At 32.7% G+C, this 18,838-nt stretch carries 19 protein-coding genes and 1 tRNA gene; 16 read left to right on the forward strand and 4 right to left on the reverse strand.

What is annotated here, in order from left to right; genetic code table 11:
* Positions 1 to 2: 2 nt before the first annotated feature.
* The 6 genes from LG45_RS04440 (at position 3) to trpA (ending at position 5,049) form a co-directional block, all read left to right on the forward strand.
* The gene (locus LG45_RS04440) at positions 3 to 593 is read left to right on the forward strand and encodes an anthranilate synthase component II (protein WP_035124821.1); all 591 of its coding nucleotides are present in this window, start codon (positions 3 to 5) and stop codon (positions 591 to 593) included.
* Positions 594 to 698: 105 nt separating this feature from the next.
* Positions 699 to 1,691, forward strand: a complete 993-nt coding sequence (trpD, locus tag LG45_RS04445; protein ID WP_035124822.1) for an anthranilate phosphoribosyltransferase — start codon at positions 699 to 701, stop codon at positions 1,689 to 1,691.
* On the forward strand, positions 1,688 to 2,473 hold the full coding sequence (locus tag LG45_RS04450; protein WP_035124824.1) for an indole-3-glycerol phosphate synthase TrpC: 786 nt from the start codon (positions 1,688 to 1,690) through the stop codon (positions 2,471 to 2,473). Before trpD ends, LG45_RS04450 begins: the two co-directional genes overlap by 4 nt.
* Positions 2,470 to 3,096: a phosphoribosylanthranilate isomerase gene (locus LG45_RS04455; RefSeq protein WP_035124825.1), complete on the forward strand. Its 627-nt coding sequence runs from the start codon at positions 2,470 to 2,472 to the stop codon at positions 3,094 to 3,096. The genes LG45_RS04450 and LG45_RS04455 overlap by 4 nt, the downstream gene beginning before the upstream one ends.
* Positions 3,093 to 4,286 (forward strand): tryptophan synthase subunit beta, encoded by a 1,194-nt coding sequence (gene trpB, locus LG45_RS04460; protein ID WP_035124826.1) that lies wholly within the window; start codon positions 3,093 to 3,095, stop codon positions 4,284 to 4,286. The genes LG45_RS04455 and trpB overlap by 4 nt, the downstream gene beginning before the upstream one ends.
* Complete coding sequence (gene trpA, locus LG45_RS04465; protein WP_035124827.1) at positions 4,276 to 5,049, forward strand: tryptophan synthase subunit alpha; 774 nt, start codon at positions 4,276 to 4,278, stop codon at positions 5,047 to 5,049. The genes trpB and trpA overlap by 11 nt, the downstream gene beginning before the upstream one ends.
* Positions 5,050 to 5,223: 174 nt before the next feature.
* Here trpA and LG45_RS04470 read toward each other — a convergent pair.
* The 3 genes from LG45_RS04470 to LG45_RS04480 form a co-directional block, all read right to left on the reverse strand.
* Positions 5,224 to 5,297, reverse strand: a tRNA-Asn gene (locus LG45_RS04470).
* Positions 5,298 to 5,438: 141 nt separating this feature from the next.
* On the reverse strand, positions 5,439 to 7,001 hold the full coding sequence (locus LG45_RS04475) for a site-2 protease family protein (RefSeq protein ID WP_035124828.1): 1,563 nt from the start codon (positions 6,999 to 7,001) through the stop codon (positions 5,439 to 5,441).
* Between the two features lie 76 nt (positions 7,002 to 7,077).
* Positions 7,078 to 8,997: a M1 family metallopeptidase gene (locus tag LG45_RS04480; protein WP_035124829.1), complete on the reverse strand. Its 1,920-nt coding sequence runs from the start codon at positions 8,995 to 8,997 to the stop codon at positions 7,078 to 7,080.
* Positions 8,998 to 9,174: 177 nt separating this feature from the next.
* On the opposite strand from LG45_RS04480, the gene serS reads away from it, so the two are divergent.
* The 5 genes from serS (at position 9,175) to mgtE (ending at position 14,963) form a co-directional block, all read left to right on the forward strand.
* Positions 9,175 to 10,446: a serine--tRNA ligase gene (gene serS / locus LG45_RS04485; RefSeq protein ID WP_035124830.1), complete on the forward strand. Its 1,272-nt coding sequence runs from the start codon at positions 9,175 to 9,177 to the stop codon at positions 10,444 to 10,446.
* Positions 10,447 to 10,612: 166 nt separating this feature from the next.
* The gene (locus LG45_RS04490) at positions 10,613 to 12,391 is read left to right on the forward strand and encodes a tetratricopeptide repeat protein (protein ID WP_035124831.1); all 1,779 of its coding nucleotides are present in this window, start codon (positions 10,613 to 10,615) and stop codon (positions 12,389 to 12,391) included.
* A 45-nt stretch (positions 12,392 to 12,436) separates the two neighbouring features.
* Complete coding sequence (locus LG45_RS04495) at positions 12,437 to 12,760, forward strand: DUF4286 family protein (RefSeq protein ID WP_035124832.1); 324 nt, start codon at positions 12,437 to 12,439, stop codon at positions 12,758 to 12,760.
* A gap of 81 nt (positions 12,761 to 12,841) precedes the next feature.
* A complete protein-coding gene (rsmA, locus tag LG45_RS04500; protein ID WP_035124833.1) occupies positions 12,842 to 13,621 on the forward strand; it encodes a 16S rRNA (adenine(1518)-N(6)/adenine(1519)-N(6))-dimethyltransferase RsmA in 780 nt (259 codons plus the stop codon).
* Positions 13,611 to 14,963, forward strand: coding sequence for a magnesium transporter (mgtE, locus tag LG45_RS04505; protein ID WP_035124834.1), 1,353 nt, complete (start codon positions 13,611 to 13,613; stop codon positions 14,961 to 14,963). The genes rsmA and mgtE overlap by 11 nt, the downstream gene beginning before the upstream one ends.
* A gap of 30 nt (positions 14,964 to 14,993) precedes the next feature.
* Here mgtE and LG45_RS04510 read toward each other — a convergent pair whose 3' ends face one another.
* Positions 14,994 to 15,710 (reverse strand): hypothetical protein, encoded by a 717-nt coding sequence (locus LG45_RS04510; protein WP_035124835.1) that lies wholly within the window; start codon positions 15,708 to 15,710, stop codon positions 14,994 to 14,996.
* A 57-nt stretch (positions 15,711 to 15,767) separates the two neighbouring features.
* Between LG45_RS04510 and LG45_RS04515 the strand changes: the two genes are divergently transcribed.
* From LG45_RS04515 to LG45_RS04535, 5 genes are all read left to right on the forward strand, one after another.
* On the forward strand, positions 15,768 to 16,724 hold the full coding sequence (locus LG45_RS04515; protein ID WP_035124837.1) for a 2-hydroxyacid dehydrogenase: 957 nt from the start codon (positions 15,768 to 15,770) through the stop codon (positions 16,722 to 16,724).
* 89 nt (positions 16,725 to 16,813) lie between these two features.
* A complete protein-coding gene (locus LG45_RS04520; protein WP_035124838.1) occupies positions 16,814 to 17,152 on the forward strand; it encodes a TM2 domain-containing protein in 339 nt (112 codons plus the stop codon).
* Positions 17,153 to 17,155: 3 nt separating this feature from the next.
* A complete protein-coding gene (locus LG45_RS04525) occupies positions 17,156 to 17,560 on the forward strand; it encodes a DUF2752 domain-containing protein (protein ID WP_035124839.1) in 405 nt (134 codons plus the stop codon).
* Entirely contained in the window at positions 17,557 to 17,997 is a 441-nt protein-coding gene (locus LG45_RS04530; protein ID WP_035124840.1) for a magnetosome magnetite crystal formation protein family, read from the forward strand. The genes LG45_RS04525 and LG45_RS04530 overlap by 4 nt, the downstream gene beginning before the upstream one ends.
* A complete protein-coding gene (locus LG45_RS04535) occupies positions 17,987 to 18,793 on the forward strand; it encodes a M48 family metallopeptidase (RefSeq protein ID WP_035124841.1) in 807 nt (268 codons plus the stop codon). The genes LG45_RS04530 and LG45_RS04535 overlap by 11 nt, the downstream gene beginning before the upstream one ends.
* Positions 18,794 to 18,838 lie beyond the last annotated feature (45 nt).

The raw sequence follows: 18,838 nt of genomic DNA on the forward strand, positions 1-18,838 counted from the left end.
TTATGAAGGTATTAGTAGTAGATAATTACGATTCGTTTGTGTACAATATTGTGCATTTACTTTATGAAATTGGTGTTGCAGAAATTGATATTATCAAAAACGATCAACTCGATTTTTCGTATATCAATCAGTACGATAAAATTGTGCTTTCGCCTGGACCAGGAATTCCAAAAAATGCTGGAATGATGCCGCAATTATTGTCTGAATTCGCTTCCACAAAAAGTATACTCGGAATTTGTTTAGGTCATCAAGCCATTGCAGAACATTTTGGTACAGATTTAATCAATTTATCAGAACCACTTCATGGAGTTGCCTCCAAAATTAAAATTCTAAAAGAGGATTATTTATTTGAAAATCTGCCAAAACATTTTAAGATTGGACATTATCATTCTTGGGTTGTTTCTGAAGCAATTTCAGATGATTTAGAAATTATTGCCAAAGACGAATTGGGAAATATCATGGCAATAAAACACAAAAAACACGATGTCCGCGGATTGCAATTTCATCCAGAATCCATCTTGACAGAAAACGGAAAAATAATACTTACTAATTGGATAAACTATGTCTATTGTGAACACCTAAATATCGAATAAAATATTAGCCACTGATTCACTGATTAAAAAAGATTCTAAAAATCTGTGAATCTGTGGCAAAAAAAAGAAGCAACACTTCAAAGAAGTAACCGTAAAATTAATTAAATGAAAACAATACTAGAACCTTTATTCAAACATAAAACCCTAACGAAAGACGAAGCCAAACAAGTGCTCACCGACATCGCTTTAGGAAAGTATACCCCAAGTCAGATTGCTTCGTTCTTGACGGTTTTTATCATGCGAAATATCACGCTCGATGAACTTCTGGGTTTCAGAGAAGCGTTATTAAACTTATGTCATAAAATCGATTTATCAGCTTACAATCCGATGGATGTTTGTGGCACTGGTGGCGATGGAAAAAATACGTTTAACATTTCAACACTGACATCATTTGTAGTTGCTGGAGCAGGAATTCCAGTGGCAAAACACGGAAATTATGGCGTATCGTCTATTTCGGGTTCGTCGAATGTTTTAGAAACTTTGGGTGTTGTTTTTCAAACCGACGAAACAGTTTTGAAACAACAACTTGAGGAAACCAATATTTGTTTTTTACATGCGCCATTGTTTCATCCAGCCATGAAAGCAGTTGGTCCTATTAGAAAAGAATTAGGTATTAAAACCTTTTTCAATATGCTTGGACCATTAGTGAATCCTGCTTTTCCAAAGGTTCAAATGACCGGCGTATTTAGTTTAGAATTGGCAAGAATGTACCAGTATTTATTGCAAGAAGAAAACAGTCAATACACCGTAATTTATGGTTTGGACGGTTTTGACGAAGTAACGCTGACCGATAAAACCAAGTTGATTACTAACACAGGTGAACGCTTTATAGAAGCTAAAGATTTTGGTTTGAAAAATGTAACTTTTTCTGAATTGTATGGCGGCGAAACTCTAGAAGAAGCAGCTTCAATTTTCACCACAATTATTGACGGAAAAGGAACTGAATCACAGAATAATGTGGTTTTAATAAATGCTGCTTTGGCGATTCAAACGTATCATCCAAATCTGGATTTTGAAGAAGCATTTGCTCAAGCAAAAGAATCACTTTTCGGATTGAAAGCTAAGAATTCGTTTAACCGATTAAAAGAAATTCAATGAATATTTTAGATACAATAAAAGCACAGAAATTAAAAGAAGTTGCCAATTTGAAAGCGCAATTTTCTACCTCTTTTTTAGAAGAACAACCGTTATTTAATTCGGCAACACATTCTTTAAGAAAAGCTATTGAAAGTTCGGTAACTGGCGGAATTATTGCCGAATTCAAACGAAAATCTCCTGCTAAAGGTAACATAAATTTAGATGCCAATGTAGTTGAAGTTACGCAAGGTTATGCTAACGCAGCAGTTTCTGGATTATCAGTTTTGACAGATGTAGATTTTTTTGGAGCAAGAACAAACGACTTTGAATTGGCGCGAAAAAACAACACCATTCCGATGCTGCGAAAGGATTTTATGGTAGATGAATATCAAATTATTCAATCGAAAGCGATGGGTGCGGATGTGATTTTGTTGATTGCTAAAATTTTGAACAAAAAACAAATGCAATCGTATATCAACTTAGCGCACGAATTAGGAATGGAAGTTTTTCTAGAAACCCAAAATGAAGCCGAAATTTTGGATAATCTTGATTTGAATTTTGATTTAATCGGAATTAATAATCGGAATCTAAATTCGTTTGAAGTTTCGGTTGAAAACAGTATAAAATTGGCGCAATTGTTACCTAAATCGAGTAATAAAATTGCTGAAAGTGGTATCAATTCTTTAGAAACTATTCAACTTTTGCAAGCCAATGGATTTCATGGATTTTTAATCGGAGAATATTTTATGAAAGAGGAAAATCCGGCAGAAAAATGTAGAAATTTAATACAGAAGTTGTTATGAAAATAAAGATTTGCGGAATGAAATTTCCGAAAAATATACTTGAAGTCGGCGCATTGCAACCCGATTATATGGGATTTATTTTTTATCCAAAATCGAAGCGTTATGTTGGTGAAGATTTTTCATCTAAATCGATAGAAAAATTACCTGAAAACATAAAAAAGGTTGCTGTTTTTGTAAATGAAGATGTTAATCGAATCATAGCAATTCAAAAGCAATTTTCGTTTGATTTTGTTCAATTACACGGAAATGAATCGGTTGCCGAATGTGAAATTTTGAAAGAAAATAATATCAATGTTATCAAAGTATTTTCGGTCGATCCTTATTTCAATTTTAATGAAGTTGTGGCTTATGAAAAAGTTTGCGATTACTTTTTATTTGATACCAAAACTCCGAAATTTGGTGGAAGTGGAAAAACATTTGATTGGGAATTATTAGAAAATTACACCTTATCAAAACCATTTTTTTTAAGTGGCGGATTAAGCATTCATAATATTGGTAAGATTAAATTTAAAGATTATCCGATGTTAGTAGGATTGGATTTTAATAGCAGATTAGAAGATACAAATACTAAAAAAATTACTGAAGAAGTTAGCGAATTAATAGAAAAAATAAGAAGACGATGAAAACGACTTTACAACCTGATGAAAATGGATTTTATGGCGAATTTGGCGGTGCATTTGTGCCTGAAATGTTGTATCCAAACGTATTGGAATTGCAACAAAATTATTTACAAATCATAGAGACTGAAGACTTTCAAAAAGAATTCAAATTGTTATTAAAAGATTATGTTGGTCGTCCAACACCATTGTATTTTTCCAAGAATTTATCGGAACAATTCCAAGCACAAATTTACCTGAAAAGAGAAGATTTGAATCATACAGGTGCGCACAAAATAAATAATGCCATTGGACAAGTTTTATTAGCCAAACGATTGAATAAAAAAAGAATCATTGCAGAAACTGGCGCAGGTCAACATGGTGTAGCAACAGCAACAGCTTGTGCTTTGTTAGGATTGGATTGCACAATTTACATGGGCGAAATTGACATTGAACGCCAAAAACCAAATGTTGAACGCATGCGTCTTTTAGGTGCAAAAATCCAGCCTGCAACTAGTGGAAGTAAAACCTTGAAAGATGCTACTAACGAAGCTATTCGAGCTTGGATAAACGATCCGGTTGGAACACATTATATTATTGGTTCGGTGGTTGGTCCGCATCCTTATCCCGATTTGGTGGCCCAATTTCAATCGGTAATAAGTCAAGAAATCAAAATCCAATTGAAAGAAAAAACAGGCGATGAAAATCCGGATTACGTAATTGCTTGCCTTGGTGGCGGAAGCAATGCGATTGGTGCTTTTTACCATTTTATCGACAATGGAAAAACACAATTAATTGCAGTGGAAGCTGGAGGCTTGGGAGTTTATTCTGGGAAAACTGCAGCAACAATAGCTTTGGGTAAAAAAGGAATCATTCACGGTAGTAAAACTTATTTAATTCAAACCGATGATGGTCAGATTGTCGAACCGCATTCAATTTCGGCAGGATTAGATTATCCTGGAATTGGTCCGATTCATTCCTATTTGCACGATACTAAAAAGGCAGAAGTAGTTTCAATAACCGATGAAGAAGCTATGCAAGCTGCGTATGATTTGTCTCGAAGAGAAGGAATTATTCCAGCAATTGAATCGGCACACGCTTTGGCCTATTTGCATAAAATGAAATTGAAAACTACAGATGTTGTGGTCGTGAATTTATCGGGAAGAGGCGACAAAGATTTGGCAACATTACAAAATTACAGAACAGATGAAAAATAGAATCCAAAACTTATTTGAAACCAAAAAAGAGCACATTTTGTCGTTGTATTTTACTGCAGGATTCCCAAATTTGAACGACACACTTACCATTTTAAAACATTTGGAAGAAAGTGATGTTGATATGATAGAAATTGGATTTCCTTATTCTGATCCTTTAGCAGATGGACCAGTTATTCAAGAAAGCAGTGGCAAGGCGATTGAAAACGGAATGACATTAAATCTTTTATTTGAACAATTGCAATCACTTCGAAATATCACTCAAAAACCAATTGTATTGATGGGTTATTTGAATGTAGTTTTGCAATTTGGTGAAAAAGAATTCATAGAAAAATGTACAGAAGTTGGTGTTGACGGAATCATAATTCCCGATATGCCGTTGCATTATTATCTTTCGAATTTTAAAGAATTGTGTGAATTAAATCAAGTTTCAAATGTGTTGTTGATAACGCCAGAAACTTCGGAAGAACGCATTAAGCAATTGGATGGTTATTCGTCGGGATTTATTTATTTGGTTTCATCTAATAGTATTACGGGAAGCACCAATGCGATAACTTTTCAAACGGATTATTACCAACGCATTCAGAACATGAAGTTGCAAAATCCGCATTTAATAGGTTTTGGCGTTCATGACAGAAAGACTTTTGAAACAGTTTGCGAATTTGGTTCGGGTGCAATTATTGGAAGTGCATTTATCAAACATTTGAATGAAAAGGGAACGAGTAAGGAATCTATTGAAGGATTTGTTGATGGGATAAGGAAATGATGAATTAGATGTTCTAAGAAAAGGTATACCGAAAAGTATGCCTTTTTTTATTTATTTTCACAAAATGGAAGAATGTAGTAAACAAACATCTTTTTATAAAGTCCTGCCAGCATCAATAAATATTGATAAAAACAAAAAATCCAGTTTAAATAAATAAACTGGATTTTTAAAAAGCTCCCTCTCTTGGGCTCGAACCAAGGACCCTCTGATTAACAGTCAGATGCTCTAACCAACTGAGCTAAGAAGGAAACTGTATATTTTCAATAATGAATGAACTTTTCTGTTGTTTGCTTTCGACTTGAAAACCTATTTCTTATCTGCTAAGCGGTTGCAAATATAATATGTTTTTTACGTTTTGCAAATTAAAATTGAAAAAAAATTGATTTTTTTTACAAAAGTTTATCAACTACTAATTGGTAAATATCCTTACCAAAGGTTAAAGCCATTAGACTCAGCAAGATAATCATTCCAAACGTTTGAACGTAACCAGCCGTTTTTTCGTTTAAAGTTTTACCAGTTATCATTTCTACAATTGTAAAAAGGGCATGTCCACCATCTAATCCTGGAATAGGAAGCAAATTCATGAAAGCTAAACCAATTGAAAAAAGTGCGGTAAAACTCCAAATGAATTCCCAGTTCCATTCGTCTGGAAGCATTCTAGCAATTCCGATTGGGCTTTTTACTTGTGTGTAAGCTCCAGTTGCTGGTCTCAAAATTAACTTAAAACTATTAATATTATAGATAATTTGGCTCCATGATTGATGAACAGCTTCTGTAATTGCTTTACCAAAACTCATTTTGTTTACTACTGTATATTCATTTAGTTTAGAATTGTCGAATTGTATTCCTAATTTTCCGGCTGCATTTACCTTCGACACTACATCAATTGTTTGATTGTCTCTAGATACTTTCATCGAAATAGTTTTTCCTTTATTTTCTTCCAATTGTTTCTTGAAATCTATATTAGAAATTTTACCATTTGCCGAAAGTATTACATCGCCAGATTTTAATGAATCATTGTTTTTAGATTCTTTAATCGTGAGATTTGACAACTTATAATTCTGACTAACAAAAACGTTATTGCCTGTAAATGAACCTAGGGAATCTGTTTTAACTTTAATTCCTATATCTTTTCCATCTCTATTAATCAATAAGTTAATAAAATTATTTTTATGCAATTTTGATTCGCTTAAAACTTCATCATAATAGTTATATTTAACAGTGTCAACACCAACAATTTTATCAAATCGTTTTAAGGCTGTTAATTTTGGATTTGTAATAGAGTCTATAAATATTTCATCCAAGTTAATTCTTGCCTGAATAAAACTTTTACCTTCTTTTCTAATAATTTCTCCTTTTTGAGAATCAGTTAAGTGTAAATTAACTATTTTACCTTCTCTCTCAACTTGTACATTATCTCCAAATAAAACACCCATTACAGCATATTTTAAATCTGGAATAACTTCTCCGTCAACTGAAACTATTTTATCGCCATTTTTAAATCCTACTTTTTGACCAACATCACCATAAGCTAGTCCGTCTTTCTGAACTTTCTCTAAAGATGTATATTTCTGTCCAATAGTAGAAAACATAATCGTATAAATTGTTATCGCTAGAATAATATTTACAATAATTCCGCCCAACATAATTATTAAACGTTGCCAAGCTGGTTTCGATCTAAATTCCCATGGTTGTGCTGGCTGTTTCATTTGCTCGGTGTCCATACTTTCATCAATCATTCCAGAAAGTTTTACATAACCGCCAATTGGTAACCAACCAATTCCCCATTCTGTATCTCCAATTTTTTTCTTTAGTAGTGAAAAACCAGCGTCCATAAAAAGGTAGAATTTTTCAACTCTAACTTTAAAGATTTTTGCGGCTATATAGTGTCCGAATTCATGTAGTATAACTAATACTGATAAAATAAAAATAATTTGTGCAACTTGTATCATTAATCTATAAATGTAATTTCTAAAAAAGCAAAAGTAAGGTTTTCACCTTACTTTTTACTAAATATGTTATCTAAGTCTAATTTTTTATAATTTTTTTATGAAATGTGCCTTCAGAAGTTTCAATTTCAACATAGTAAATACCCGAAGATAAACTGCTTACTGAGAAATTACTGTTAGAGTTTTCAAGGACTTTTTGTCCGATTCCGTTAAATAGTGTTACAGAATTTATAGTTACATTAGATGGTAACTGAATGTGAAGTTGGTCATTAACAGGATTTGGATAGAGTGCAAGTGCGTTCTCTAATTCGAAACTGTTATTAGCTAAAGTTGCTGTATTATTTTTAGAAATTATATCTTTTTCAGGATCAAATTCTACTCCAGTAACTCCAAAAGGAACCGAAATAATAAATTCTTGATTGTTAGAAGTATTATTTAAAATAGTATCAAATGTTAATCCACCAGCGCCAGTAAGTCTTACAGGAACTGGCATTTCAAAGAACGTTACACTAGCATGAGATTGTGTTTGACTAATTATTATTTTAGCTTGTCCAGCACCCCAATTTTGTGCAGTAACAGTATAGCTTGGATAGCCCTGGTTGTAAACCCAATCATTAAAAAATTCAGTCAAACTATTTCCGTAAACTGCTTCAAGATGTGTTTTTAAATCGGATGTTACGGCATATTTATAAGCTAAATTAGAGTCTGCCAAATAATTTTTTAATGCTTGAAAAAATTGCGTATCTCCCATTTTTAAACGTAGCATGTTTAAAACCATTGCACCTTTATTATAAGATAATCTACCGCTAAAAATTCTATTTACGTTTGTAGCTTCATCTTCTGTTAAATAAACAGCTCCGCCTACTTGTGAGGTAATATTGTTTATCATATTGGTTTTGTCTGAAATAAATGCAGTATTCCCATCAAAATTCTCAATAACTAAGGAAGCTAAATAAGTTGCAAATCCTTCATTCAACCAAATATCTCTCCAGCTTCCACAAGTAATTTTATCGCCAAACCATTGATGAGCCAATTCATGAGCAATTAATCCTCTACTAAAATTATTCATAAACGAAACGGTTGTGTGTTCCATTCCACCACCCCAACCAAATTGTGCATGTCCATATTTTTCAGTGTGAAATGGATAAGTTTCAAATAATGTTTCAAATAAATTCATAATCAACGGCGTTTGTAAAAGCTGATTTTGAACTGTAAACGTGTTGTTCTCTGGGTAGATATAGTTTACAATTGGAAACGTGTTAGGTGCTGTCCCAGCCGTTTGATTAATAACAGTATAATTAGTAACCGCAAATGCAATTAAGTAAGCAGGAATTGGATAGTTGTGTTGAAAACGCGTTGTTTTATTTCCTCCAAGTGTAACTTGGTTTATTTCAAGACCATTTGATGCAACCGTGTAAGATGATGGTGCCGTAACATATACATCTATAGCATTTATCTTGTCATTTAAATCTTGTTTGCATGGCCACCAATCTCTAGCCCCAAAAGGTTCAGATAATGTCCACATAACTGGAGTTCCATTGTGAGTCTGTGATGCAAATGCACTAAATCCAGAAACTGGAGGTGCACCAGAATATGTTATTTCTACAGTTGCTGAAGTTCCATTTTCAATAGCGGATGGGAAATTAATTACTAGTTCGTTATTTCCACTTTCTGAAAATGTCATGTTTACACCATTTCTTGTCACTAAGCTAACAGTTAGTTCGTTAGCCATATCAAACGTTATGGAACTCATATTAGATAGTGCTGTGAAAGTAGTGGTAATTTTACCTGAAATGAAATACACTGCAGGATCAACCGTAACTTCTAACTTGTGATATGTAATGTCATAATTTAATGTGTTCGGATTAACCGCTAATTCCATTAATCCAGATGCCGATTTCATCTCAGCTTGAACAATTTCATTTAACTCTTGATCATTTGTTTGGGAAAATGAAAAGGTTATCGTAAAAAGCAATAAATATAAGTAGGTTTTTTTCATAACAAATGGTAATTTTTTGCGAATATACTAATTATTTATAATCATAAGTTTTAAACATATCCTAAAATTGGTTTTAAGCACCTATTATTGACGATTTTACAAGTAATGATTATCTTTTTATAATAGTTCAATAATAAAAACCAATTCCTTAAATTTGCAACCTTATAAAATTAAATCATGTTACAGATAGCCTTTATTAGAGAGAATCAAGAGAAAGTAATTCAAGCTTTAGCTAAAAGAAATTTAGATGTTAAAGAGTTGGTTAACGAAGTTGTTGCCTTAGACGAAATTCGCAGAGCGGTTCAAGCCGAAATGGATAATGCTCTAGCAGAATCTAATAAGTTATCCAAAGACATTGGGGATTTAATGAAAAATGGTGAAAAAGCCAAGGCCGAGATTTTAAAATTAAAAAATGTTGGTCTAAAAGAAACGAGTAAAGACGCATCAGAACGACTTGAAACTCTAGCTAACGATTTGTTGCAGAAAATGTATTTGCTACCAAATTTACCAGCAGATATAGTTCCTGTTGGGAAAAGTGCCGATGATAATTTAAATGTATTCGAATCTGGTGAAGTGCCAGTTTTACATGATGGCGCATTACCACATTGGGATTTGATAAAAAAATACGACATCATCGATTTCGAATTAGGAACTAAAATTACAGCTCCAGGATTTCCAGTTTATAAAGGAAAAGGAGCTAAATTACAACGTGCTTTAATTTCATACTTTTTAGATAAAAATACCGATGCAGGTTATCTAGAATATCAAGTGCCACACATGGTAAACGAAGCTTCTGCCTATGGAACTGGACAATTGCCAGATAAAGAAGGTCAAATGTATCACGATGCAAAAGACGATTTATATTTAATTCCAACGGCAGAAGTTCCGGTTACTAATATTTTTCGTGATGTAATTTTATCTGAAAATGAATTACCCGTTTTGTGTACAGGTTACACGCCATGCTTTAGAAGAGAAGCAGGAAGTTGGGGTGCACACGTTCGTGGATTAAACCGTTTACATCAATTTGATAAAGTAGAAATTGTTCGAATTGAACATCCCGAAAAATCATACGAAGCATTAGAAGGAATGGTAGAACATGTGAAAGAAATTCTTGACGAATTGAAATTGCCGTACCGAGTTTTAAGACTTTGTGGTGGCGATATGGGATTTGCATCTGCTTTAACCTACGATTTTGAAGTATTTTCTACAGCTCAAGATCGATGGTTGGAAATTTCATCTGTGTCTAATTTTGAAACATTCCAAGCCAATCGTTTAAAACTGAGATTTAAGGATAAAGACGGAAAAAACCAATTGGCACATACATTAAACGGAAGTTCGCTTGCATTGCCAAGAGTTATGGCAGGAATATTAGAAAATTATCAAACGCCAGAAGGAATTGTAATTCCAGAAGTATTGCGCAAATACACCGGATTTGATATTATTAACTAAAAGTTAATCTTACAGTATAATGTACTAAATTGACGCAAAATGTGTTACTTTAGTACATTGTTTTTTAAATACATTTGATGAAATCGCCACTAACAAAGAGTTTGTGAAACAAACACCTATAAACGGCGATAACATATATGACCTCTAAAAAATAAATTTTACATATATGAAAAAACTCTTTACCTTCTTATTCTTAACAATTTCGCTATTTGTTCAATCTCAAAATGAACAATTAGCGCAAAATTATTTTGATAGAGGTGAGTTTGAAAAGGCAGTGATTAGCTACGAAGAATTGCTAAAAAACCAACCCAATAATTTCAATTTTTTTCAGAAGGCAGTTGAATGTTATCAGCAATTACAACAATTTGAAAAAGCCGAAAAAGCACTACAAGAGCGATTCAATAAATACAAACAATCCAATATTTTAGTAGAAATAGGATACAATTATCAGTTACAAAAAAATCAATCGGAAGCTACAAAATATTACAATCAAGCTATAGATAAAATAAAGAAAAACCCAGCAGATAGTTTTGGTATTGGCTTTTTATTTGATAAAAAAGGATTGACCGATTATGCCATTTTAGCTTATCAAACGGCAATGGATTTAGATCCAAAAATAAATTTTAACTATCAAGTTGCTTTACTTTACGGACAAAAAGGTGACACCGAAACCATGATTGAAAAATTGTTGAATGAATCGTTCAATAATCCGCAAAATATGTTGATTATTATTCAGAATCAATTGTCTCGTTACATGTCTGAAGATGCAACAGCTTCGTTCAATGATGCATTGCGAAAAGCACTTTTAGTAAGAATTCAAAAGAATCAAGATATTTTTTGGAACGAATATCTAAGTTGGTTTTATGTGCAACAAAAAGAGTACGGAAAAGCATTTATTCAAGAAAAAGCAATTTATAAACGCGATCCCGAATCGTTTTCAAATATCATCAATTTAGGACAACTTGCTATTGAAGAAAACGATGATGAAGCTGCAACAGAAATTCTAGGATTCGTATTAGAGAACACCAACGATTTAGATTTGCAAATTCAGTCGCATTCCTATTTGATGGAAATGAAAATCGAGAAAGCACAACCTAAAGATTATGCAGCGATCAATCAAGAATTAGATAATTTGATTAAGCAATTTGGCGTAAGTCCGTTTACATTATCGTTGTTAAAATTGAAAGCACATTTTGCAACTTTCAATTTAAAAGATGCAGAAACCGGAAAAGTCATTCTAAAAAATATTCTAGAAATGCCTTTAAACAGGCAACAAATTGCAGAAATGAAGATGGAATTGGGAGATATTTTATTATTTGAAGAGAAATTCAATCAGGCTTTAATTTATTATTCTCAAATTGAAAATGAATCCAATAATAATCCAATTGGGCAAGAAGCAAGTTTGAAAACAGCCAAAACCAGTTACTATAAAGCCGATTTTAAATGGGCAGAACATCAACTTAAAGTATTAAAATCGGCATCAACACAACTTATTGCCAACGACGCTTTAGATTTATATTTGTTAATTTCTGACAATACTGTAGAAGATTCGACGCAAGTGGCATTAAAGAAATTTTCAAGAGCCGATTTTTTAGTTTTTCAAGACAAAAAAGAAGATGCATTAGTTGCTTTTCAGCAAATTTTAAAAGAGCACAAAGGCGATGCAATTGAACCAGTTACTCTTTTAAGAATTGGAAAAATTTACGAAAAAAAGAACGAATACAATTTAGCTTTAAGCAATTATCAGCAAATAATTGACAACCATAAAGAGTGTATTTATATTGATGAAGCCTTGTTTTTTTCGGCCGAAATTTATAATCAAATGGGAGATTTTGAAAAAGCAAAACCACTTTACGAGCAAATAATTCTCAATAAAGCCGATAGCATTTACTTTGTAGAAGCACAAAAAAAATACAGGAAAATTCGAGGCGATAAAGACATTTAATCAATTTCAAAGTTCAAAAATCAAAATTCAAAAATCTTCAATCGTATGATTTTATACAACGTAACAATAAACATTCACGAAAGCGTTCACGATAAATGGATGAACTGGATGCAAACCAAACATATAAATGACGTTCTTGCCACCGGAAAATTTTCGTCGGCGCGAATGGTCAAAGTTTTAATAGAGGAAGAAATGGGAGGAACAACCTATGCCATTCAATACACAACCGATTCTATGGAAACATTACAACGTTATTACGATGAAGATGCGCCAAGATTAAGAGATGAAGGCGCACGACTTTTCGGAGATAAAATGTTAGCCTTTAGAACTGAATTAGAGATGATTTCAGAGTTTTTTCAGACGAATTAAAATAGTAAATAATTTGCATTTCACCTTCGTTCTTTTGCAAAAAAAAACCTTAGCGACTTAGCGCCTTCGTGGCAAAAAAATATGGAAAAAGTAAAAGCCAAAAAACACCTCGGACAACATTTCTTAAAAGACGAATCTATCGCCAAGGCCATTGCCGATACGTTAAATCTTGAAGGTTATAATGATGTATTAGAAATTGGTCCGGGAATGGGTGTTTTAACAAAATATCTTCTGGAAAAACCAGTCAACACATATGTAATTGAAATCGATACCGAATCGGTTACGTACTTGGACGAGAATTTTCCGAAATTAAAAGATAAAATCATCTCAAAAGATTTTTTGCGATGGAATGTCAACGAAATTTTCGATGGAAAGCAATTCGCAATCATCGGAAATTTTCCGTACAATATTTCTACTCAAATTGTTTTTAGAACATTAGAATATCGCAATCAAATACCAGAATTTGCCGGAATGTTTCAAAAAGAAGTAGCCGAAAGAATTTGCTCTAAAAAAGGAAGTAAAGTCTACGGAATTCTATCTGTCTTAGCACAAGCGTTTTATGATGTTGAATATCTTTTTACAGTTGACGAAACGGTTTTTATTCCGCCACCAAAAGTAAAATCAGGTGTGATGCGCATGCGAAGAAAAGAAAATTATACTTTGCCTTGCAATGAAAAAATGCTTTACACTGTGGTAAAAATGGCTTTTCAACAACGCAGAAAAACCATGCGAAATAGTTTAAAAGCATTAAATTTGTCCGATAATTTAAGAGAAGATACTATCTTTGACCTACGTCCAGAGCAATTATCGGTAGAACAATTTATAGAACTTACACAAAAAATAGAAGCCAATGCAGTTTAAAATCAGCAAAGAACTTTTAGTTCAAATAGAGCAATTAATTCATCAAAAGAACGACCAAGAGTTGAGCATTTTGTTGAACGATTTGCACCATGCTGATATTGCTGAAATTTTTGACGAACTTGAATCAGAAGAGGCAATTTATATTTTTAAACTATTAGATAGCGAAATTACTGCAGAAATTCTTCTTGAATTGGAAGATGATGTTCGTGAAAAAATCCTTCAAGGACTTTCTGCCAAAGAAATCGCCGAAGAAATTGACGAACTCGACACCGATGATGCTGCCGATATTATTGGTGAACTTCCTCAAAAGAAGAAAGAACAAGTAATCTCAGAGCTTGAAGACGTTGAACACGCTAAAGATATTGTAGATTTATTACGTTACGACGAAGATTCTGCCGGAGGTTTAATGGGAAAAGAATTAGTAAAAGTTAACGAAAACTGGAACGTTCTCACTTGCGTGAAAGAAATGCGAATTCAAGCAGAAAACGTAACTCGCGTACATTCAATATATGTAGTCGATGACGAAAATAGATTGAAAGGACGATTATCGCTAAAAGATTTATTGGTAACTTCAACTAAAACCATGATTAGTGATGTCTACATCAAAAAAGTAGACTCCGTTCGTGTAAACGATTCTAATGTTGAGGTTGCTCGAATCATGCAAAAATACGACTTAGAAGCCATCCCAGTTGTTGACGAAATGGGACGATTAGTAGGCCGAATCACCATCGACGATATCGTAGACGTAATCAAGGACGAAGCCGACAAAGATTACCAATTAGCTGCCGGTATCTCGCAAGACGTTGAAGCCGATGACAGCATTCTCGAACTCACAAAAGCACGTTTACCATGGCTTGTTTTAGCTCTTTTTGGTGGATTTATCAGCGTAACTTTACTAGAAAGTTTTCAAGGTGCAATGCAGTTTCATAAAGAATTATTCTTTTTTACACCACTAATTGCCGCAATGGCAGGAAATGTTGGTGTTCAATCATCAGCAATTATTGTTCAAGGTTTAGCCAACCATTCCATCAGCGGAACCATTTTTAATCGACTTCTAAAAGAAATATCCCTAAGTTTATTAAACGGATTAATTCTAGCAACATTACTCTTTGTAGGTAGTCATTTTTTACTTGGTGTAGATACAAAAATCGGAATTATCGTAACCATTGCTTTAGTTTCAGTAATTATTATTGCGTCACTAATCGGCACATCAATTCCCTTAATTCTCGATAAATTCGGAATCGATCCAGCACTTGCAACTGGTCCATTCATTACAACCAGCAACGACATTTGCGGAATATTAATCTACTTTTCAATCGCTAAATTAATTTTAGGATTTTAATTTACTTTCAAATAATTTTCAATTAAAAAATTATTTACCATCCCAAATTTTTGGATTTGAGTAATCACATTCTTCAGGAATTGTTGCGTATTTATCTACCTTAATTTTGGTTATTTCCATTTTTCCAGTTTCTTCTCCTTTAAAATCAGTGTAATATATAATTTTAGGATTGCCATTGGGAATTGTTTTTGAAATTTTCCAAATTTCGTAAATTGATGAAAAATTAGCAAACGGAAGAAAATTAGAATCAGATTTTTCTACAATATAATGTATTGTAACAATTTTTTTTCTTTTTTGATATTTTAGTTTTCGGTTACTTTTTAAAGCGTAATGGTAGTAGGATGTGTCATTAATTATGGTGTCAGAATAATTAATAAAATTATATTGTTTACTTTTTTCTTGATTTATATTACGTCTATATGGATTTAAATATCGGAATACTTCATTACAGCTATTTGAAATTGTTTCTGCTTTATAAAAATTGACCTTAGACATTTGTGAATTGAAACTTACTCCATTGTGATCTATAAAATGCATAGAAAAGTTTAAAGAATCTTTACCATCCTGTGCGTAAAGATGATAACTATTATTTTTTGAATTTACCAAAAAAATAGAGTTAAAGCTTATTTCATCTATTTTATTTATTTTATAACTTTGCTTTACTCCGAAGGCATAATCAAAATGGTACTTTTTTTGAGCAAATAATATACTCGAAGTTAAAAGATAAAGGAAGATAATTTTTTTCATGTTCTACATCTAGTTGTAATAAATCAAAAATAAGTATTTTTATGCTTTTAAATCGTTATGAATAATAAAAACATAAAAATCCTACACATAGACAGCAATCATCCGTTATTATGGAACCAACTTGAACAAGCAGGTTTCACTAACGAAGAAGATTTCGCATCAACCAAAGAAGAAGTCGAAGCTAAAATCCAAAACTATAACGGAATTGTAATTCGTTCTCGTTTCAAAATCGATAAAACTTTTCTCGATAAAGCAACCAATTTACAATTTATCGCCAGAGTTGGAGCAGGTTTAGAAAGTATCGACTGTGATTATGCAGTAGAAAAAGGAGTTCATTTAATTGCTGCACCAGAAGGAAATAGCAATGCTGTTGGCGAACATGCACTCGGAATGTTATTATCCTTAATGAATAAATTAAACCGTGCCGACAAATTAGTTCGCGACGGAAAATGGATTCGAGAAGGCAATCGCGGTTACGAACTAGAAGGCAAAACCATCGGAATAATTGGCTATGGAAACATGGGAAAATCATTTGCCAAAAAACTCCGCGGATTTGACGTAAAAGTACTTTGCCACGATATTCTAGAAAATGTATCCGATGAAAATGCTACACAAGTTTCACTTCAAGAACTTCAAATGCAAGCCGATGTTTTAAGTTTGCACCTTCCATGGACGCCACAAACCGATAAAATGGTGAATACTGAATTCATCAATTCGTTCACAAAACCTTTTTGGTTCATCAACACATCGCGAGGAAACAACGTAGTTACAGCTGATTTGGTGAAAGCATTACAATCAGGAAAAATTCTCGGTGCTGGTTTAGACGTGTTAGAATATGAAAAATTATCTTTCGAAAATCTTTTTATCGATACAGAAAAACCTGCGGCATTCCAGTATTTACTAGATTCCGAAAATGTTTTGCTAACGCCACACATCGCTGGATGGACATTTGAAAGTCATCAAAAATTAGCACAAACCATTGTAGATAAAATTATAAATTATTACAAAAAATAATTTTACGACTAACTTTTGTAATAAAAATATGACTACTAAATATTTTTTTATATTTTAGTAAACTTAAAACTAACCAATAAAATAAAATTATGGAATCAAGTAAAGTGGACATGTTTATGTTGATAAACAATAAATATTTTGAAAGTCATCATTTAAATGCAATCAGAGAAAAATTATTAACACTTGACGATTCAAAATGGCCAATTGTTCAAACGATGCAATTCAAAAATCCAGAGACTGCTCAAATGTTGTCTTTCCTTGGTGGTCCAATTGGAATTGATCGTTTTTATATAGGTGATACAGGATTGGGAATTGCAAAGTTACTAACTTGTGGAGGTTTATATATTTGGATGATTATTGATTGGTTTTCCATTGCAGGTACTGCTCGTGAGAAAAACATGGAAATATTCCAAAATGCATTATACTAATTAATGAAAAAAAACAAGTTATATTCCATATTGATAATTGCTTCAATAGTTGGATTTGCTTACCTTTTTTACAAAATAAAGTTTTCCGAAAGTGCTCATGTAACGTTTTGTGTGATTAAAAATGTGACAGGTTATGCTTGTCCTTCTTGTGGTACAACTCGCGCGGTGCAACTTTTTCTTCAGGGAGATATTGTTGCATCATTTTTAATGAATCCTTTCGGAATAATTGTTGCCTTACTTATGGTAATTGCTCCAATCTGGATTTTATTTGATACAATTACTAAAAAAGAAACCTTCTATTTTTGGTATATAAAAACAGAAAAAATCATCAGAAACAAATGGATTGCTATGCCATTAATTTTATTAGTTATTCTTAATTGGATTTGGAACCTATATAAAGGATTATGATATACGACACTACTTTTCCCTACAAACCGTCAGAACACGAATCTGAAAAAGCATCCAACAGTTATTTGATGTCTTTGGTTGCTTTAGTTGCTGGTTTGCCACTGCCAATAGTCAACTTGTTGGCCACTTTTTTCTTTTACTTAGCCAACAGAAAAGGAACTTACTTTGTAAGGTGGCATTGTCTACAGGCACTTTTTTCACAGATGGCATTGTTATGCATGAATAGTTTCGGATTTTGGTGGACGATTTCAATACTATTTGACGGAAAAAAACCAACTAACTATTATTTTGCTTACTTGTTTACCATTATTTTTTTCAACTTATTAGAATTTATTTCTACAATTTATAGTGCGGTTCAAACTCGAAAAGGAATTCACGTACAACAATGGTTTTTTGGAAGTTTAACTAATTTAATTTGTAAGCCAAATGATAAATAAAGCGTTAGTTCAAGGATTAATTATCCTAGTTTTATTCTTCGGAATGTTCTTTGGATTGTCAAGAATTGACTTTGTTTCACTATTTGAAATTAAAGAAAGAACAGCTTCGGCAGAGAATAATATTGGTGACTTAATTTGGAATCAAATTCAGGAAACCGAAGATGTAATTCTAAATGATTCTATTGTAAAAACATTGGATAAATTAATTCTTCCTATTTGTGAAGCCAATAATATCGAACGTGATTCATTGAAAGTTCATATTATCGATAAAGACGAAGTAAATGCGTTTGCTTTACCAAATAATCACTTAGTAGTTTACACTGGATTGATTGAAGACTGTAAAAAGCAAGAAGCGCTTCAAGGTGTTTTAGGCCACGAAATTGCTCATATCCAAAACAATCACGTGATGAAAAAACTATCCAAGGAAATTGGATTGTCAGTAATTCTTTCTGCTGCAACAGGAGGAAAAGGTGGCGAGATTTTGAAAGAAATTTTAAACACTTTATCATCTACAGCCTACGACAGAACATTAGAAAAAGAAGCCGATATGGAAAGTGTAAAATATCTACTGGAAGCCGATATCAATCCAGAACCCATGGCCGATTTTATGTATGAATTATCACAAGCCCACGACATGCCAAATGCATTAGAATGGATATCAACACATCCAGATTCTGAAGCAAGAGCCAAATATATTTTAGATTATCTAAAAGGAAAGAAATACAAAAAAACACAAACCCTAACCCAGAAAGAATGGGGAGATTATAAGGTTTTGATTAGAAATAATAAAGAATAAATAAAAAAGCTAAACTGAAAAGTTTAGCTTTTTTTATAATTTTGA

The organism is Flavobacterium aquatile LMG 4008 = ATCC 11947 (assembly GCF_000757385.1).
GTDB lineage: Bacteria > Bacteroidota > Bacteroidia > Flavobacteriales > Flavobacteriaceae > Flavobacterium > Flavobacterium aquatile.

Excerpts from the sequence above, each read along its gene's own strand:
- LG45_RS04440 (WP_035124821.1), top strand. The coding sequence starts at position 3 with ATGAAGGTATTAGTAGTAGATAATTACGATTCGTTTGTGTACAATATT.
- trpD (WP_035124822.1), top strand. The coding sequence starts at position 699 with ATGAAAACAATACTAGAACCTTTATTCAAACATAAAACCCTAACGAAA.
- LG45_RS04450 (WP_035124824.1), top strand. The coding sequence starts at position 1,688 with ATGAATATTTTAGATACAATAAAAGCACAGAAATTAAAAGAAGTTGCC.
- LG45_RS04455 (WP_035124825.1), top strand. The coding sequence starts at position 2,470 with ATGAAAATAAAGATTTGCGGAATGAAATTTCCGAAAAATATACTTGAA.
- trpB (WP_035124826.1), top strand. The coding sequence starts at position 3,093 with ATGAAAACGACTTTACAACCTGATGAAAATGGATTTTATGGCGAATTT.
- trpA (WP_035124827.1), top strand. The coding sequence starts at position 4,276 with ATGAAAAATAGAATCCAAAACTTATTTGAAACCAAAAAAGAGCACATT.
- LG45_RS04475 (WP_035124828.1), bottom strand. The coding sequence starts at position 7,001 with ATGATACAAGTTGCACAAATTATTTTTATTTTATCAGTATTAGTTATA.
- LG45_RS04480 (WP_035124829.1), bottom strand. The coding sequence starts at position 8,997 with ATGAAAAAAACCTACTTATATTTATTGCTTTTTACGATAACCTTTTCA.
- serS (WP_035124830.1), top strand. The coding sequence starts at position 9,175 with ATGTTACAGATAGCCTTTATTAGAGAGAATCAAGAGAAAGTAATTCAA.
- LG45_RS04490 (WP_035124831.1), top strand. The coding sequence starts at position 10,613 with ATGAAAAAACTCTTTACCTTCTTATTCTTAACAATTTCGCTATTTGTT.
- LG45_RS04495 (WP_035124832.1), top strand. The coding sequence starts at position 12,437 with ATGATTTTATACAACGTAACAATAAACATTCACGAAAGCGTTCACGAT.
- rsmA (WP_035124833.1), top strand. The coding sequence starts at position 12,842 with ATGGAAAAAGTAAAAGCCAAAAAACACCTCGGACAACATTTCTTAAAA.
- mgtE (WP_035124834.1), top strand. The coding sequence starts at position 13,611 with ATGCAGTTTAAAATCAGCAAAGAACTTTTAGTTCAAATAGAGCAATTA.
- LG45_RS04510 (WP_035124835.1), bottom strand. The coding sequence starts at position 15,710 with ATGAAAAAAATTATCTTCCTTTATCTTTTAACTTCGAGTATATTATTT.
- LG45_RS04515 (WP_035124837.1), top strand. The coding sequence starts at position 15,768 with ATGAATAATAAAAACATAAAAATCCTACACATAGACAGCAATCATCCG.
- LG45_RS04520 (WP_035124838.1), top strand. The coding sequence starts at position 16,814 with ATGGAATCAAGTAAAGTGGACATGTTTATGTTGATAAACAATAAATAT.
- LG45_RS04525 (WP_035124839.1), top strand. The coding sequence starts at position 17,156 with ATGAAAAAAAACAAGTTATATTCCATATTGATAATTGCTTCAATAGTT.
- LG45_RS04530 (WP_035124840.1), top strand. The coding sequence starts at position 17,557 with ATGATATACGACACTACTTTTCCCTACAAACCGTCAGAACACGAATCT.
- LG45_RS04535 (WP_035124841.1), top strand. The coding sequence starts at position 17,987 with ATGATAAATAAAGCGTTAGTTCAAGGATTAATTATCCTAGTTTTATTC.